We start from the raw sequence: 15,257 nt of genomic DNA on the forward strand, positions 1-15,257 counted from the left end.
GGCTCGGTGTGGCAACACACCGAGCCATTTTTTATATCGATCGAAGTGGTACTTCGATCGAGTTCGTGGCGAGCGAGCGCTTAAGCGCCTTGTTCTCCCGCGCAGGCGGGAGCCCAGGACCCAGCAAAGCGACGCGGGTTAAATCCCCCTCCCGCTTGCGGGAGGGGTTAGGGGAGGGGCCGACGTACGTACTAGCGTCCGGTCCATGGGGCCAACCCCTCCCCCGACCCCTCCCGCAAGCGGAAGGGGAGCAGAAGAGTGCCGTCTCCCCGCATCGGTCGGCACTTAAGTCCTATGCCAGCACCCCCCCGGCGGAGGCCGGGGTCCAATTGGCAAGGTCGATGTAACGAGGGACAGTCCTTCGTCATCACCGTCCCGCGATTGGGCCCCGGCTTTCGCCGGGGTGGTGGGGAGCCCCGATACGACCCGCGCAAACACCCCCAACCCGTTCGTGCCGAGTAGCGACCGAGTAGCTCCGCCAGGAGCGTATCGAGGGCGCGTATCGAAGCATGGGTTCCGTGTGCCAACCCGTCCTTCGATACGCGGCTTCGACAAGCTCAGCAGCTACTCAGGACGAACGGGGAGGGGGAGCGGGGAGGGGGAGCGGGGCGAAAGACGGGGGAGCGCATAAGCGGCGACCCCAGCAAAAGCCCGCGCCTAAACCCGCACGCCCTTCGGCGCCAACCGCCGGATATCGAGCACATCGACCCGCGACAGCATCACCGCGCCGAGCACCTTGTCACCGGTCTCGACCAGGATTCCCTCATGCGTCGCGCGCACCGTCCGCCACGCGACCTCGCGCACCGCGAGCCGCTTGCCGACCCGCTTCACCGCCGCAACGCGCCCGTCGTCCGCCACCGCCAGCGCTCCCTGGCCATCCGCGCCGACCACGGCTCCCGCCACCGCGAACCCGTGCAAATGCGCCTGTGCCGCGTCCGCCGCCTCTTCCGGCGTCTCGATCTTGACCACCCGCCGCGCCCGAACGATCGCCCAGGCAACGACGAGACCAACGATCACCAGCACGGCGACGACCGAGCCGCCGATCGCATAGGGCCCGACCAGATAGGGCCCGATCGCAACCGGGCTCATCGCGGGCCTGCGAGCGCGTCCAGCATCGGGCGGATACCGCGCAGGTCGTACCCGGCGTCTTCGGCCTGCGCGAGCAGCAGGTTAGGGTTGCGCCCGGCCTTCGCCGCCGCCAGTGCCCACAAATTGCAGCTCCGCGTTCCCGATCGGCAATACGCCAGCACAGGCCCGTCCGAATCCGTCAGCGCCTGCGTCATCGCGTCGATCTGCGGATGCGAGAACCCTGCATGCGTCACCGGGATCGAGACGTACTTCAGCCCAGCCGCTTCCGCCGCCGTGCGGATCGCGTCGCCCGAAGGCTGTCCCGCATCCTCGTCGTCGGGGCGGTTGTTGACGATCGTCGTATAGCCCGCCGCGGCGATCTCCGCGACCTGATCGACCGCGATCTGCGGCGCGACCGAAATACTTTCGTTGATTTGCCGTATCATGCGGACTCGCGGACAACCTGGAGGAAGGCATCCCCATAGGCGTCGAGTTTCCGCGCGCCAATGCCTGAAAGCAGGCTTAGCTCGGCGCGCGACGCCGGCCGCTGCCGCGCAATGTCACGCAACACCGAATCGTGGAAGATCACATACGGTGGAACGCCCGCTTCCTTCGCCAGATCGCGCCGGCGCACGCGCAACGCCTCGAACAGCGGATCGTCGACCGGGTTCGGTATCGCGCCCGGCGCAGCCTTGCGCCGCCGCTCGCGCTTCGGCGGCACGACGATCGACACCGCCGCCTCGCCCTTGAGGATCGCCTTCGCCGCCGGCCCGAACTCGAGCCCACCATGCGGATTGGTGCGCAGCGCATCCTTCAGCATCAGCGCGCGCGACACTGGTTTGAGCAACGCGACCTCGTCGCCATCGACGATCCCGTACACCGACAGCGCCTCGTGCCCGTTCATCAGGCTCCGCTCCGACGACACCCCCGTCAGGATGCCCTCGATATACCCCACGCCAAACATCTGCCCGGTCCGAAACACCGCCGACAGGAATTTCCGCGCCGTCTCGGTCGCGTCCACCGCATCGACGTTGCCGAGGCAATTATCGCAATTCCCGCAATCCTCGAGCCGCTCCTCGCCGAAATGCTTGAGCAGGATCCGCCGCCGACACCCGGCCGTCTCGACCAGCCCGCCCATCGCGGTCAGCCGCTGGCGTTCGCCCGCCTGCCGCTCGGGCTCGACCTCGCCGATCCGCTGCCGCGCGCGCGCGAAATCCTCCGCGCCCCAGAACAGGTGCGCGATCGCCGGGTCGCCATCACGCCCCGCGCGCCCCGTCTCCTGATAATAGGCCTCGATCGATTTCGGCAGCCCGGCATGGCACACGAACCGCACGTCGGGCTTGTCGATCCCCATCCCGAACGCAACCGTGGCGCAGATCACCATGTCCTCGCTCGCGACGAAATCCGCCTGGTTCTTCGCGCGCACCTGCGGGTCGAGCCCGGCATGATACGCCCGCGTCGGCCGCCCGCTCCGCCCCAGCGCTTCGGCCAGCTTCTCGGTCGCCGCGCGCGTCTGCGCGTACACAATGCCCGGCCCCGGGATCTTCTCGAGGATATCCGCGATCTGCCGATTGACGTTGTCGCGCCCCGAAATCGCATAGCGGATGTTCGGCCGGTCGAACCCCGACACGATCAGCCCCTCCTGCGAGATCCCCAGCTGCTCGAGGATATCCGCGCGCGTATGCGCGTCAGCCGTCGCCGTCAGCGCCAGCCGCGGCACATCCGGAAAACTGTCGAGCAAAGGCCGCAACAGCCGGTAATCCGGCCGGAAATCATGCCCCCACTCGCTGACGCAATGCGCCTCGTCGATCGCGAACAGGCTGATCCGCGCTTGGCTCAGGAGGTTCCGAAAACTCTCGTTAGAAGCGCGTTCGGGCGCCACATACAGCAGGTCGAGGTCGCCCGCCCGGAACCGCGCGATCGTCTCCTCGCGGTTGGTATCGACCGACGTCAGCGTCGCCGCCTTGATCCCGACCGCGGTGGCGGCCCGCAACTGGTCATGCATCAACGCGATCAGCGGCGACACGACCACGCACGTCCCCTCCAGCATCGTCGCCGGCAACTGGTAACACAGCGACTTGCCCGCACCCGTCGGCATGACGGCGAGCGTCCGCTGCCCCGCGAGCACCCGATCGACGACATCGCGCTGCACGCCGCGAAAATCAGGAAAGCCGAAGATGCGCTGGAGATCGGGAAGGGGGTCGAGTGCCATTGCCGACTAGGTAGCGATCCGCAGGGCGATGTCGAGGATAGTGGGGGTCATATCGCGATGGGGTACCAAGTTCGCGCTCCGTACTGTCCAAAGACTACCACCCCGGCGAAGGCCGGGGCCCAGTTGGAAAGGTCGTAGTAACGACGCGCTGTCCTTGGCCAGCCACGTTTCCCAACTGGACCCCGGCCTCCGCCGGGGAGGTACCTGTAGTATTTAGCCATATTGCTAATTAGTCTAATTGCGAATAATAGGCGCCAATGGATTCGGTCTTCGACGCCCTCGCGCACCCGACGCGCCGCCGCATCCTCGAACTGCTCAAAGGCGGCGCGATGACCGCCGGCGCGCTTGCCGACGCGTTCGCGGTGTCGAAGCCGACCATGTCGAACCACTTCGCCAAGCTGAAGGCCGCCGGCCTCATCCAGGCCGAGAACCGCGGCACGTCGATCGTCTACACGCTCGACCTGTCGGTGATGGAGGAGGTGGTGATGGGCTTCATGGGCAGGCTGCGCCTCGGCGATGCACACGAAAAGGGGAGCGAGACATGCGTTACCGGGACCTGATGATCGCGTCGGCGCTGACTGCCGCAACGCTGGCGATCGTCGCCGCGATCGCGCTCGGCCGCTTCCCCGCGGGCACGCAACTGCCGACCCACTGGGGCGGCAACGGCCTGCCCGATCGCTTCGCCAGCGTGAGCAGGGCGCTGTTCACGCCAGTCGCGCTGACGGTCGGCCTATCGCTGTTCATGGCGGCACTGCCGTCACTCGAACCGTTGCAGGACAAGCTCGAACAGTCCGCGCCGCTTTATCGCACAGCATGGGCCGGAATGCTCGGAATGATGGCCCTGTCCGAAGCGGTGGTCGCCGCCCCGGCGTTCGGTTTCGCGTTTCCTCCGACGACGATGCTCGCGGGCCTGGGCGCGTTCCTTATCGCGATCGGCAACGTCCTGCCCAAGTCGCGCCCCGGCTTCTTCGTCGGCATCCGCACCCCCTGGGCGATCGTCGATCCCGACAACTGGATCGCCACGCATCGCTATGCCAGCCGCATCATGATGGCCGCGGGGCTCGCGATCATCGTCCTCGCTGCGCTGCCGATGCAGGGCGAAACCCGCACCGCCGTCTTCCGCGCGCTGCTGCTGGTGATGGTCGCGACGCCGGTTCTCTATTCCTTCTTCTATTGGCGCCGCACCCGCCGCGCGCAATAGATCGAGATCCGGTCGGGTTGTCGCGGTCCCGTCATGGACCGGCGCAACTTCCCTGCGCATCCTCCCTCGTTCAATCCGGGGGGACGCGCATGGAACTGAACATCAGGCTGGCCGAGCTGCAGAAGCGCACGATCGAACACCGCGAAGTCCTGCTGACCGAGGAGGCGGCGAAGACCGCGCTCGTCATGCCGTTCCTCCAGTCGCTCGGCTACGACGTCTTCAACCCGTCCGAAGTCGTCCCTGAGTTCACCGCGGACGTTGGCACCAAGAAGGGCGAGAAGGTCGACTACGCGATCTGCGCGGGCGGGAAAGTGTCGATCCTGATCGAGTGCAAGCCGTCCTCGGTCCAGCTCAACGTCAACCACGCTGGCCAGCTGTTCCGCTATTTCAGCGTCACCGACGCGCGGCTCGCGGTGCTCACCAACGGCGTCGTCTACCAGTTCTATTCGGACATCGAGCGCCCGAACAAGATGGACGACAAGCCGTTCTTCACCTTCACGATGGACGCGATCAAGCCCGGCGACATCCGCACGCTAGAGAAGTTCACCAAGGCCGCGTTCGACATTGACAAGATCGTCCAGGAGGCCGGCAACCTCAAGACGCAGTCGCTGATCCGCCTCGAACTGGAGAAGGAGTTCGCCGAGCCCTCCGACGAGTTCGTCCGGATGATGGCGCAGCGCGTCCATGGCGGACGCCTGACGCCCGCGATCAAGGACGGATTCGCCAAGCTGCTCGCCCCCGCGATCGCCGCGCTGATCCGCGATTTCGTCAACGAACGGCTGTCATCAGCGCTGAAGGCGTCGAGCCCGGTCGAGGACCTGCCGCCGGGTGCGTCCGACGACCCGTCCGATGGCGACGGCATCGTCACCACGCAGGAGGAGATTTCGGGCTTCCACATCATCCAGGCGATCGCCTCACGGCTGGTCGACCCCAAACGCGTGATCGTCCGCGACGCGAAGTCGTATTGCGCGATCCTGCTGGACGACAACAACCGGAAAACGGTCGCGCGGATGCACTTCAACGGCATCACGACCAAGTATCTCGGGATGTTCGCCGGCAAGGACGAGACGCGGCATCTGCTGTCAGACCTGACGCACATCTATCAATATTCGGCAGCGATCGAGGCAAGGTTGCGCGAACTGGATCCCTCGATCCCGGCATGATCGCTGCCTAGCCCCGGCTCCGCCCCTGTTCCCTCGCGAACGCGGGGGCCCAGGACCAAGGAGCGCCATCGCTCGTGATTCCTGGCCCCCCGCGTTCGCGAGGGAACAGGGGGGCGTCGCGCTGTCTGCCTCTGGTGTTCTACCCAGCACCCAAACCACAACCACCCCGGCGAAGGCCGGGGCCCAAGTGGAAAGGTGGCAATAACGACGCGGTGCCCTCCGTTAGCAACGTCCCCCAATTGGGCCCCGCCTCCGCCGGGGTGGGAGTCAGATGGGGGAACGCACAAGTTCCGAGAAGCTGCCGCAAGCTTGTTTCCCCGCGAAGGCGGGGATCCAGACTGGGCTCCCGCCTTCGCGGGAGAACAAGGAAGGGGAAGCTACCGTTCGAAAGCGGCTGCCGTACTTGCTTTACGCTATGAGCACAGAACACGTCCGACGCTGCGGGAGCGGCGGCGTGGGCGTGGGGAGCGGTGAGAACCGATGGCTACACACGGCTGCCCAACCTACTCCGCCGCCAGCGCCCCATCATCATCCCCAGCGCGCTCCTGCGCCTGCCGGTTCCACATCTCCGCATACACGCCACCCTGCCGCAGCAGCTCGGCATGCGTCCCCTTCTCGACGATCCGCCCCGCCTCGAGCACGACGATCTCGTCCGCATGCACCACCGTGGACAATCGGTGCGCGATCACGATCGTCGTCCGCCCGCGCTCGATCGCCTCCAGCGTATCGAGAATCTCCGCCTCGGTCCGGCTGTCGAGCGCACTCGTCGCCTCGTCCAGGATCAGGATCGGCGGGTTCTTGAGCAACGTCCGCGCGATCGCCACGCGCTGCTTCTCGCCGCCCGACAGCTTCAGCCCGCGCTCGCCGACACGCGTCTCATAGCCCAGAGGCTGGCGCTCGATGAACCCGGCAATCGCCGCGCCCTTCGCCGCCATCTCGACCTCGGGCATCTCGGCCCCCTCGCGACCATAGGCGATATTGTACCCGATCGTATCGTTGAACAGCACCGTATCCTGCGGCACGATCCCGATCGCGGCGCGCAACGAAGCCTGCCGCACCTGCGCAATATCCTGCCCATCGACGGTAATCCGCCCGCCCGTCAAATCGTAGAACCGGTACAGCAACCGCGCGAGCGTCGACTTCCCCGCCCCCGACGGCCCGACCACCGCCAGCGTCGATCCCGCCGGCACATCCAGCTCCAGATCGCGTAGGATCGGCCGCCCCGCATCATACCCGAACGACACCCCCTCGAACCGCACATGCCCCGCGCTCACCGCCAGCGCGGGCGCCCCCGGCGCGTCCACCACGGTCGCGGGCGTATCGATCAAATCGAACATCGCCGCCATGTCGAGCGCCCCCTGCCGGATCGTCCGATACACCATCCCCAGCAGATCGAGCGGCCGGAACAGTTGCGCCAGCAGCGTCGACACGAACACCACGTCGCCCGCCGACGCCTCGCCGCGGCTCCACCGCCACACGACGAACCCCATGCCGCCCGCCAGCATCACGTTGGTGATCAGCGCCTGGCCGAGGTTCAGCCACGCGAGCGAATTCTCGCTCTTCACCGCTGCCTCGGAATACGCCGTGATCGCGCTGTCGTAGCGCCGCGCCTCACGCTCCTCCGCGCCGAAATACTTCACCGTCTCGAAGTTCAGCAGCGAATCCACCGCATGCGCGACGGCGCCGGTATCGAGGTCGTTCATCCGTGCGCGCAGCGCATTGCGCCAGTCGGTCACCATCCGCGTGAAAAGAATATAGCCGACCACCATCACCACGGTCGCGACGACCAGCGGCCAGCCGAACTTGGTCCAGAACAGCCCGAGCACCAGCACCAGCTCGAACACGGTGGGCGCGATGTTGAACAGCAGGAAATACAGCATCGTGTCGATGCTCTTGGTGCCGCGCTCGACCACTTTTGTAACCGCACCCGTCCGCCTGGACAGATGGAAATCGAGGCTCAGCGCATGCAGATGGCGAAACACCTGCGCCGCCAGTCGCCGCGACGCATCCTGCCCGACGCGCTCGAACACCGCGTTGCGCAGATTGTCGAACAACGTCGTCCCGAACCGCGACGCCGCATATCCGACCACCAGCAGCACGACGAGCGTCAGCGCGGTACGATCGTTCCCCGCCATCGCGTCGACCGCGTATTTCAGCGTGAACGCGGCGCCGAAGACCTGGATCAGCTTCGACGCGATCACGAGCAGCATCGCAACGACGATCCGCGCCTTCAGCTTGGGCTGCCCCGCGGGCCACAGGAACGGCAGGAAGCGGCGGAGCGTCGGCAGCAACGGCTGGTCCGCGCGGGTGGAGGTGTAGCTGTCAGGGGGCATGGATCGAAGCGATGTAGGCGCAGTCAAGCCCCGGCGAAAGCGGTTGGGGGAACAATCCTGCCGCTTCGTCGCTTTTATCGGTACGTCCTGCCGCAACGGCACGCCCGCAACCGGAGAGTGAAATGGAACCGCTGTTCTACGTCATGGCGATCATGGGTTGCGGCGACGGCAACGTGAACTGCACCGAGGCGCGCGTGATCCCGGCACGCTACGAGACGATGGCGCAGTGCCGCGCCGCGCTCCCCGACCAGTTGGCGCAGAACACCGACGTTCCGTATCCGATGATCGGCGCGAATTGCCGTGCGCAGGGCCAGTTGATGGCGAAGACCGGCAGGGCCAAGCCACAGGGCTAAACTGTTTCCCCGCGAAGGCGGGGACCCAGACTGGACTCCCGCCTTCGCGGTAGAACAAGCTAGACGCAGGTAATCAGCGAGGACGCGTCCACAACCGGTCGTCCCTCACAGTTCGCGGATACAGTTTCTCCCGCCGAGCCGCCTCCCGCGCTGCCGTCACGATAAACCCCAGCTTCTGCAGCCCCGACGTCGTCACCCGGTGATCCCACGCGTGCTCCCCGCGAGCCGCCACAGTCCGCCCGATCGCCCCGTAAATTCCCGCCGCCGACAACACCGCCCAGGCCGAGCGGAACGACAACGCCGGGGTCCCCTCCCGCGCACTCGCCTCGAACGCCGCCGCGCGATCCGCCATCCGCTTCGTCAACACCGCGAGGCGCGACCGGAACGGCGGCTTCATGTGCTGCCCCGGTGGAAAGTCCATCTCGACCAGCCAGTCCTCGGGCAGATAGCATCGCTCGACCCGGTCATCCTCCTCGACATCGCGCGCGATATTGGCGAGCTGGAACGCCATCCCCAGGTCGCACGCACGATCGAGCGTATCCTCGTCGTCGGGATCGACGCCCATCGCGATCGCCATCATGCACCCGACGACGCCCGCGACATGGTAGCAATATTTGTAGAGATCGTTCTCCGACCGCGGCCGCCACTCGCGCGCATCCAGCGCGAACCCCTCGACCAGATCGCGCGCAAACCGCTTCGGGAGCCGGGTCTCGGCCGCGAATATGCGCAGGGCATCGAACGCCGGCTCGCCGACGACTTCCCCCGCGAGCGCCTGCTCGGTCATGGCCGACAAAGCCACCAACCGTGCCGGCGCATCCTCGACCACGGTCATCCCGTGCCCATGATCCTGCCCATCCGCGATATCGTCGCACCGCCGGCACCACGCATACAACAGCCACGCCCGCTCGCGCGTCGGCTTGTCGAACAAGAGGCTGGCGGCGGCAAAACTCTTCGACCCACGCGCGATCGATTCGTGCGCGGTAGCGACCACCGCCTCGCGGGAGGGGAGGGGGGCGGTCACGAGATTACCCCACACGCCACCACCGTTACATGCACCACCCCGGCGAAGGCCGGGGCCCAGTTGGGGGACATCAATTGGCTGGCGCTGCGCGTCGTTACCTCTACCTTCCCAACTGGGCCCCGGCCTCCGCCGGGGTGGCGGCGAACGTTGGGATGGCGGCAGGTGATGGAGTGAGCCGTCAACCTCACAAATCCGACGCGTTCATCCGCACGATCGGCTGTGTCGGCACGTGGCGCCCCATCCGGTCGAGCAGCACGTCGAGCGTATCCGCCACGATCAGCAGATCCCGGTGTTGTGGACGCAAAAAGCCAACCTCCCCCATCTTCTCCCAGAACGCGATCAGGTGATCGTAATAGCCCGCGGTATTCAGCAACCCGACCGGATCCGCATGATAGCCAAGCTGCGCCCAGCTCAGCGCCTCCCACAGCTCGTCCATCGTCCCCGTCCCACCCGGGATCGTCACGAACCCATCGGAGAGATCGGTGAACATCTGCTTGCGCTGATGCATGCCGCTGACGACGTGCAATTCGGTCAGCCCGCGATGCGCAACCTCGGCATCGACCAGCGCCTGCGGAATAACGCCGATAACCTCGCCGCCGCCCTCCAGCGCGCCATCCGCGATCGCGCCCATCAGCCCGGTCCGCCCGCCGCCATAAACGAGGCCAATCCCTCGCTCGGCGAAGACGCGCCCGAGCGCCCGAGCGCCCTCGATATAGACAGGATCAGCCGGCGTCGCCGACCCGCAATACACAGCAAGTCTCTTCATCCCGCCTCGCTAGGGGATGGCGGCGGGCGGCTGCAAGGGAAGATTTTGTTCGCGCAGAGGCGCAGAGGCGCGGAGATGTAGCGCTTGTCGCGCAGCGACTGCCCAATCACCTTCGACGAACAGATAGTTGTGTCTGCCGACCGAAAAACCGGATGCAACAATCTCCGCGCCTCCGCGCCTCTGCGCGAACAAATTTCCTACTTCTCGCCTTCCAGCATCAACCGAGCCGTCGCCTTTGCACTCCCGACAACCCCAGGAATCCCAGCCCCCGGATGCGTCCCAGCCCCCACGAAGTACAAATTCGGAATATGCTCGTCGCGGTTGTGCACCCGGAAATACGCACTCTGCGTCAACACCGGCTCCAGCGAGAACGCGCTACCCAGATGCGCATTCAGATCCTGCGCGAAATCCTTCGGCGCGTACGAGAACTTCGTTACGATCCGCTCGTGGATATCCGGGATCAACCGCCGCCCGATCTCGTCGAGGATGCGCTTCTCGAGGATCGGCGCGATCTCGTCCCAGTCGACCGGGAATTTCCCCATGTGCGGTACCGGCGCCAACGCATAGAACGTCGAATGCCCCTCCGGCGCCAGCGAAGGATCGGTCACGGTCGGATGATGCAGGTACAACGAGAAGTCCTCGCTCAGCACGCCGTGGTCGTAAATGTCCTCGAGCAGCCCCTTATAGCGCGGCCCGAACAGGATCATGTGGTGCGGGATGCCCGGCCACGTACCCTTGATCCCGAAATGCACCACGAACAGCGACGGCGAGTATTTCTTCCGCTCGAGCGACCCGGTTTTCCGCTTGGCACTCCGCGACGTCGCCAGCAGGTCGCGATACGTGTGCATGATGTCGCTGTTCGCCGCCACCGCATCGGCCTGACCAGACCAGCCGCTCGCGGTCGTCACGCCAGTCGCGCGATCGCCCAGCGTTTCGATCGACGTCACCGGATCGTCGAGCCGCAACACGCCGCCCAGCCGCTCGAACTGCGTCACCAGCGCCGCCACCAGACGGTTGGTCCCGCCACGCGCGAACCACACCCCGCCGTCACGCTCGAGCTTGTGGATCAGCGCATAGATCGCACTCGTCGTCATCGGGTTGCCGCCGACCAGCAGCGTATGGAAGCTCAACGCCTCGCGCAGTTTCTCCGACTTCACGAAGCTCGACACGATCGAATAGACCGAGCGCCACGCCTGGTATTTCGCCAGCGCGGGCGCCGCCTTGATCATCGACCCGAAGTCGAGAAACGCGACATGGCCGAGCTTTTCGTAACCTTCGTGGAACACACCTGCCGAATATTGCAGGAACTTCTCGTACCCCGCCCAGTCGCCCGGATGCAGCTTCTCGATCTCGGCGCGCATCTGCACGTCGTCGTTGGTGTAGTCGAAATTTGTCCCATCGGGCCAGTTCAGGCGGTAGAACGGCAGGACCGGATCGAGCGTCACGTCCGCGCTCATGTCGCGCCCGGTCAGCGCCCACAATTCGCGCAGGCAATCCGGATCGGTGATGACGGTCGGCCCCGCATCGAAGGTGAAAGTGCCTTCGTCGGTGGCGCGCTCCCAATAATAGCCACGCCCGCCCGGCTTATCGCGCGATTCGACGATCGTCGTCTGCACGCCCGCGGATTGCAGCCGGATCGCGAGCGCCAGCCCGCCAAATCCTGCGCCGATGACGATTGCGGTCTTCATGGTCTCATACTGCCTGCGATGGCGCGCACGGCGCGCGCGATGGGGACGGGGGGCTTGCCGGTCAGAACGCGCGCCTTGTCGGTCAGCGTCGAGCGTCCGGCATAGAAGCGACCGATCAGGGCCGGCGACAGGCGATAGAAGCGTTCGAGGATGCGATAGCGTTCCTCGGGCTCCGACGCGCGGAACAACATCGTGTCGAGCATCCGGTAGAAGCCGCGGCTTTTCCACGTCGCTCGCGCCATCGCCTGCGTCGCGTCATGAAGGGTCGTGCCGGAGAAATCGCTGAGACGCGCCAGCATCGACGCCGTCCGCACCGCGTCGGGCAGCGAATACCCCGTGGTCGGATGAAACATCCCGGCGCGCATCCCGGCCTTGGCGACATGCGCCCCGCCCGAGCGCCAATACGCCTCGAAATCGCCGCCCATCGCGACCGGCAGCACGCCCGATTCCACGCGCGCCGCCTGCGCCACCGCCCAGCCGCGCGCCTCGGCATAATCATGGACGCGGGTCGTGAGCGTCTCGACATCGAGGTCGGGGGTGTCGCTGTAATAGGTGTCCTCGACGAACATCCGGTCGTCGGCCAGCGGCAGGCAATAGACGAAGCGATAGCCGTCGATCTGCGGCACGGTCGCGTCCATCACGATCGGCGTGGGGCTGCCGTGCGGCGCCTTCAGCACCAGTTCGCGCCCGACGAACTTCTGCCACGCCAGGTCGAGCAGCGACAGGTCGCCCGGACCCCGCGCGTCGATCACGCCGTTGGCCTCGATCCGGTCGCCGTTCGCCAGCACCACCGCGGTCGGGCTCGCGCCCGACACTTTCCGCCCGAGCATCAGCGCATCCGCCGGCAGCACACGGCGCACCTCGCGGTCGAGCCGTTCGCTCTCGATCGAATAATAGGTCGCATCGATCGTCCGCGCATGCGCCGGAAACCGCACGTCGTACCCGTTCCACGCATGCACCACGAGCGGCGCGACGATCCAGCGATCGCTTTCCGCCACGTCGCTGCCGAAGAACGACCAGAGATGATTGCCGCCGACCGTGGGCGCGGCGTCGATCAGCCGCACGTCGAGCGCGGGATGCTTCGCTTTGAGCGCCAGCGCGATCATCCCGCCGGCCAGGCCCGCGCCAACGATCGCGACGTCGCAGGAGATCGTCGATGCCATCCCGCCGGACTAGCGCAAACCGGCGCCCTCGAAAACAACCTTTCCCCGGCAATTGGATGCGAAGACAACCTGCATTGTCGGAGGGGACCGGAAGCCAACACGACCACGCTCCCCCTTTCCTGGAGGGTAGGGGGCCTAACTCCCATAAACGTATCACCCCGGCGAAGGCCGGGGCCCAAATGGGAGGGGCATGTGACGACGGGCAGCGCGCCGTTATCGCCACCTCTCCAATTGGGCGCCGGCCTCCGCCGGTGTGGTACGTCCGTCGGGGTGAACATTGCCCCCGACGGCCTGACTATCCCTCCCTTCCAGAGGGGGGAGCCCAATTCCAAAAACAGATGGACGATATACCCGTACCACCCCGGCGAAGGCCGGGGTCCAGATGGGGGACGACCGTGACCACGGGCAGCGCGCCGTTATTGCCACCCCTCCAATTGGCCTCGGCCTCCGCCGGGGTGGTACGTGCTTCGGAGAGGGTCTTTGCCCAACCTTGATACTCATCTCCAGCAGGGGGCGCGCCCGCCAAAGGTACACCCGCCGCCAAATCCGCCCTACACTCCCCCGATGTCCGCCCCCACGCTCACCACCGCCCGCCTGACGCTGACCGGCCACGCCGCCACCGACCTCGACGACTGCGCCGCGATGTGGACCGACCCGCGCGTCTACGCGATGATCGGCGGCCAGCCGCGGTCGCGCGAGGACGTGTGGATCCGCCTGCTCCGCTCGATCGGCCAGTGGACGGTGTTCGGCTACGGCAGCTGGATCGCGCGCGATACCGCGACCGGCCGCCTGATCGGCGAACTCGGCCTCATCGAAGCCCGCCGCGCGATCGCGCCCTCAATCGACGCGACGCCCGAAGTCGGCTGGACCCTGACCGGGGAGGCACAAGGCCAGGGCTATGCGTCGGAAGCGCTCGCCGCGATCCTGCAATGGACCGACGCGCGGATCCCCGCGACGACCTGCATCATCGACCCCGACAACGCCCCCTCGATCCGCCTCGCCGAGCGGCTCGGCTACCGCCTGCGCACGACCGGCACTTACCGCGACGCCCCGATCCTGATCTTCGACCGTGCGGCGCCCGAGATCACTGCCGAGGGGCCCGCCGCGATCTCCGCCGCGATCCCCGCTGCGATCAACGCTGCGCAGTAACGACCGGCTTCTGTGCCGATGCGAGCGGCACCGGATCGCCGTCCCGGTCGTAGAACGCCATCAACAAGATCCCCACCGCCAGGATCCCGCCGGTGATCGCGTAGATCAGCCCCTTATGATCGCGGGTAGCGCCAGGTGCGACGTCGCTATGGTTTGCCATGCATCACTCTCCGATTGGCAGGTCGTCCTGCTCTATCGAAGAAGCTATCAGGTTTCTTCGCACTGCCTAGAGCCTATGTGCGACCCCGGAGACCGCGCTTACTTGCGGTCGCGAAGACTTCGCCACCGTCGCGCCGAAACCCGGATCCGTCACCCGGCGAACGCCGCGTATCCGACGATCGCACGCCGCCGCCGCCACCAGGATCAGCCGCCCCAAGGACCGCCACAGACCCCCGCTGTGATAATTCCGCTACTGGTCCCCGCGATTCCGATCCCTGTCGTCGCACCCGGTTTGGTGATGGCGCTTGCGACGGCTAAGGGGTGGGGCAATCACAGGGCATGCGGTGCGGGAGGTTTTCCCGCGGTTCATGTGGTGGAGAGCAGGGGAGGCATGGCCGATAACGGTCGGTCGCCACCGGCGACATCATGAACGATACGGGTACGAACATGGCCAATATTTCCGAACCTGCGATCGGCGCCGCACCACCCACGAGTGGCGTGGCAAGCGCGCTCGCTACCCCCTCGGCGCATCCGACAGCCCGGCGGCTCTGCGGCGCGGCCGGCATCGGGGCGGTGTGGATGATGCTGGCGGCGACCGCGCCGGTCACCCGGCTCGACGTCGAAGTCGACAACCTGCGCTCGTCGAAGGGGACGATACGGATCTGTCTCACCGCCGACCCCAAGAACTTCCCCGCCTGCGTCGACGACGCCGATGCGCTCACCCGGTCGATCCCCGCCAGCGTCCGCACCACCAGTTTCCCCGGCCTGCCGCAGCGCGCCTACGCGCTCGCGATCATCCACGACGAGAACAACAACGCCAAGCTCGACACCATCGCCGGCATTCCGCGCGAAGGCTATGGCTTCTCGCGCAACGCCGCCGTGCGGTTCGGTCCGCCGCGCTTTTCGGCGGCGCAGTTCACGCTGGCCGGTGATGCCGATATGCAACAGGTGAAAATGCGTTACATCTTCTGACCGATCGTG

Annotated in this window: 15 protein-coding genes; 6 read left to right on the top strand and 9 right to left on the bottom strand. The window is 66.3% G+C overall.

Features of this window, described 5'->3' with window-relative positions:
* Positions 1-657: 657 nt before the first annotated feature.
* The 3 genes from ACLBWL_RS01510 to recQ are packed head-to-tail and all read right to left on the bottom strand — an operon-like array spanning position 658 to position 3,280.
* Positions 658-1,089, bottom strand: coding sequence for a hypothetical protein (locus ACLBWL_RS01510; protein ID WP_447789605.1), 432 nt, complete (start codon positions 1,087-1,089; stop codon positions 658-660).
* The gene (locus tag ACLBWL_RS01515) at positions 1,086-1,514 is read right to left on the bottom strand and encodes a TIGR01244 family sulfur transferase (protein WP_447789607.1); all 429 of its coding nucleotides are present in this window, start codon (positions 1,512-1,514) and stop codon (positions 1,086-1,088) included. The genes ACLBWL_RS01510 and ACLBWL_RS01515 overlap by 4 nt, the downstream gene beginning before the upstream one ends.
* Positions 1,511-3,280: a DNA helicase RecQ gene (gene recQ, locus ACLBWL_RS01520; RefSeq protein ID WP_447789609.1), complete on the bottom strand. Its 1,770-nt coding sequence runs from the start codon at positions 3,278-3,280 to the stop codon at positions 1,511-1,513. Before recQ ends, ACLBWL_RS01515 begins: the two co-directional genes overlap by 4 nt.
* 257 nt (positions 3,281-3,537) lie before the next feature.
* On the opposite strand from recQ, the gene ACLBWL_RS01525 reads away from it, so the two are divergent.
* The 3 genes from ACLBWL_RS01525 to ACLBWL_RS01535 all read left to right on the top strand — a co-directional run bounded on the left by ACLBWL_RS01525 (position 3,538) and on the right by ACLBWL_RS01535 (position 5,644).
* Positions 3,538-3,840, top strand: a complete 303-nt coding sequence (locus ACLBWL_RS01525; protein WP_447789611.1) for a metalloregulator ArsR/SmtB family transcription factor — start codon at positions 3,538-3,540, stop codon at positions 3,838-3,840.
* Positions 3,822-4,481: an SdpI family protein gene (locus tag ACLBWL_RS01530; RefSeq protein ID WP_447789613.1), complete on the top strand. Its 660-nt coding sequence runs from the start codon at positions 3,822-3,824 to the stop codon at positions 4,479-4,481. The genes ACLBWL_RS01525 and ACLBWL_RS01530 overlap by 19 nt, the downstream gene beginning before the upstream one ends.
* Positions 4,482-4,570: 89 nt before the next feature.
* Positions 4,571-5,644: a type I restriction endonuclease gene (locus ACLBWL_RS01535; RefSeq protein ID WP_447789615.1), complete on the top strand. Its 1,074-nt coding sequence runs from the start codon at positions 4,571-4,573 to the stop codon at positions 5,642-5,644.
* A gap of 503 nt (positions 5,645-6,147) precedes the next feature.
* Here ACLBWL_RS01535 and ACLBWL_RS01540 read toward each other — a convergent pair.
* Complete coding sequence (locus ACLBWL_RS01540; protein ID WP_447789617.1) at positions 6,148-7,977, bottom strand: ABCB family ABC transporter ATP-binding protein/permease; 1,830 nt, start codon at positions 7,975-7,977, stop codon at positions 6,148-6,150.
* 122 nt (positions 7,978-8,099) lie between these two features.
* Between ACLBWL_RS01540 and ACLBWL_RS01545 the strand changes: the two genes are divergently transcribed.
* Positions 8,100-8,330 carry a hypothetical protein gene (locus ACLBWL_RS01545; protein ID WP_447789618.1) on the top strand — a complete coding sequence of 77 codons (231 nt, stop codon included), beginning with the start codon at positions 8,100-8,102 and terminating at the stop codon, positions 8,328-8,330.
* A gap of 73 nt (positions 8,331-8,403) precedes the next feature.
* Here the strand turns inward: ACLBWL_RS01545 and ACLBWL_RS01550 are convergent, their stop codons facing one another.
* The 4 genes from ACLBWL_RS01550 to crtY all read right to left on the bottom strand — a co-directional run bounded on the left by ACLBWL_RS01550 (position 8,404) and on the right by crtY (position 12,968).
* Complete coding sequence (locus ACLBWL_RS01550; RefSeq protein WP_447789620.1) at positions 8,404-9,351, bottom strand: phytoene/squalene synthase family protein; 948 nt, start codon at positions 9,349-9,351, stop codon at positions 8,404-8,406.
* A gap of 184 nt (positions 9,352-9,535) precedes the next feature.
* A complete protein-coding gene (locus ACLBWL_RS01555) occupies positions 9,536-10,117 on the bottom strand; it encodes an LOG family protein (RefSeq protein WP_447789621.1) in 582 nt (193 codons plus the stop codon).
* A gap of 197 nt (positions 10,118-10,314) precedes the next feature.
* Positions 10,315-11,805, bottom strand: a complete 1,491-nt coding sequence (locus ACLBWL_RS01560; RefSeq protein ID WP_447789623.1) for a phytoene desaturase — start codon at positions 11,803-11,805, stop codon at positions 10,315-10,317.
* Positions 11,802-12,968 carry a lycopene beta-cyclase CrtY gene (crtY, locus tag ACLBWL_RS01565; protein WP_447789625.1) on the bottom strand — a complete coding sequence of 389 codons (1,167 nt, stop codon included), beginning with the start codon at positions 12,966-12,968 and terminating at the stop codon, positions 11,802-11,804. The genes ACLBWL_RS01560 and crtY overlap by 4 nt, the downstream gene beginning before the upstream one ends.
* Positions 12,969-13,532: 564 nt before the next feature.
* Between crtY and ACLBWL_RS01570 the strand changes: the two genes are divergently transcribed.
* Entirely contained in the window at positions 13,533-14,117 is a 585-nt protein-coding gene (locus ACLBWL_RS01570; RefSeq protein WP_447789627.1) for a GNAT family N-acetyltransferase, read from the top strand.
* Here the strand turns inward: ACLBWL_RS01570 and ACLBWL_RS01575 are convergent.
* A complete protein-coding gene (locus ACLBWL_RS01575) occupies positions 14,101-14,277 on the bottom strand; it encodes a hypothetical protein (RefSeq protein ID WP_447789629.1) in 177 nt (58 codons plus the stop codon). The genes ACLBWL_RS01570 and ACLBWL_RS01575 overlap by 17 nt on opposite strands.
* Positions 14,278-14,702: 425 nt before the next feature.
* On the opposite strand from ACLBWL_RS01575, the gene ACLBWL_RS01580 reads away from it, so the two are divergent.
* The gene (locus ACLBWL_RS01580; RefSeq protein ID WP_447789631.1) at positions 14,703-15,248 is read left to right on the top strand and encodes a DUF2141 domain-containing protein; all 546 of its coding nucleotides are present in this window, start codon (positions 14,703-14,705) and stop codon (positions 15,246-15,248) included.
* The last annotated feature ends 9 nt before the right edge of the window (positions 15,249-15,257 follow it).

The sequence above is a fragment of the Sphingomonas sp. M1A8_2b genome (assembly GCF_053345535.1).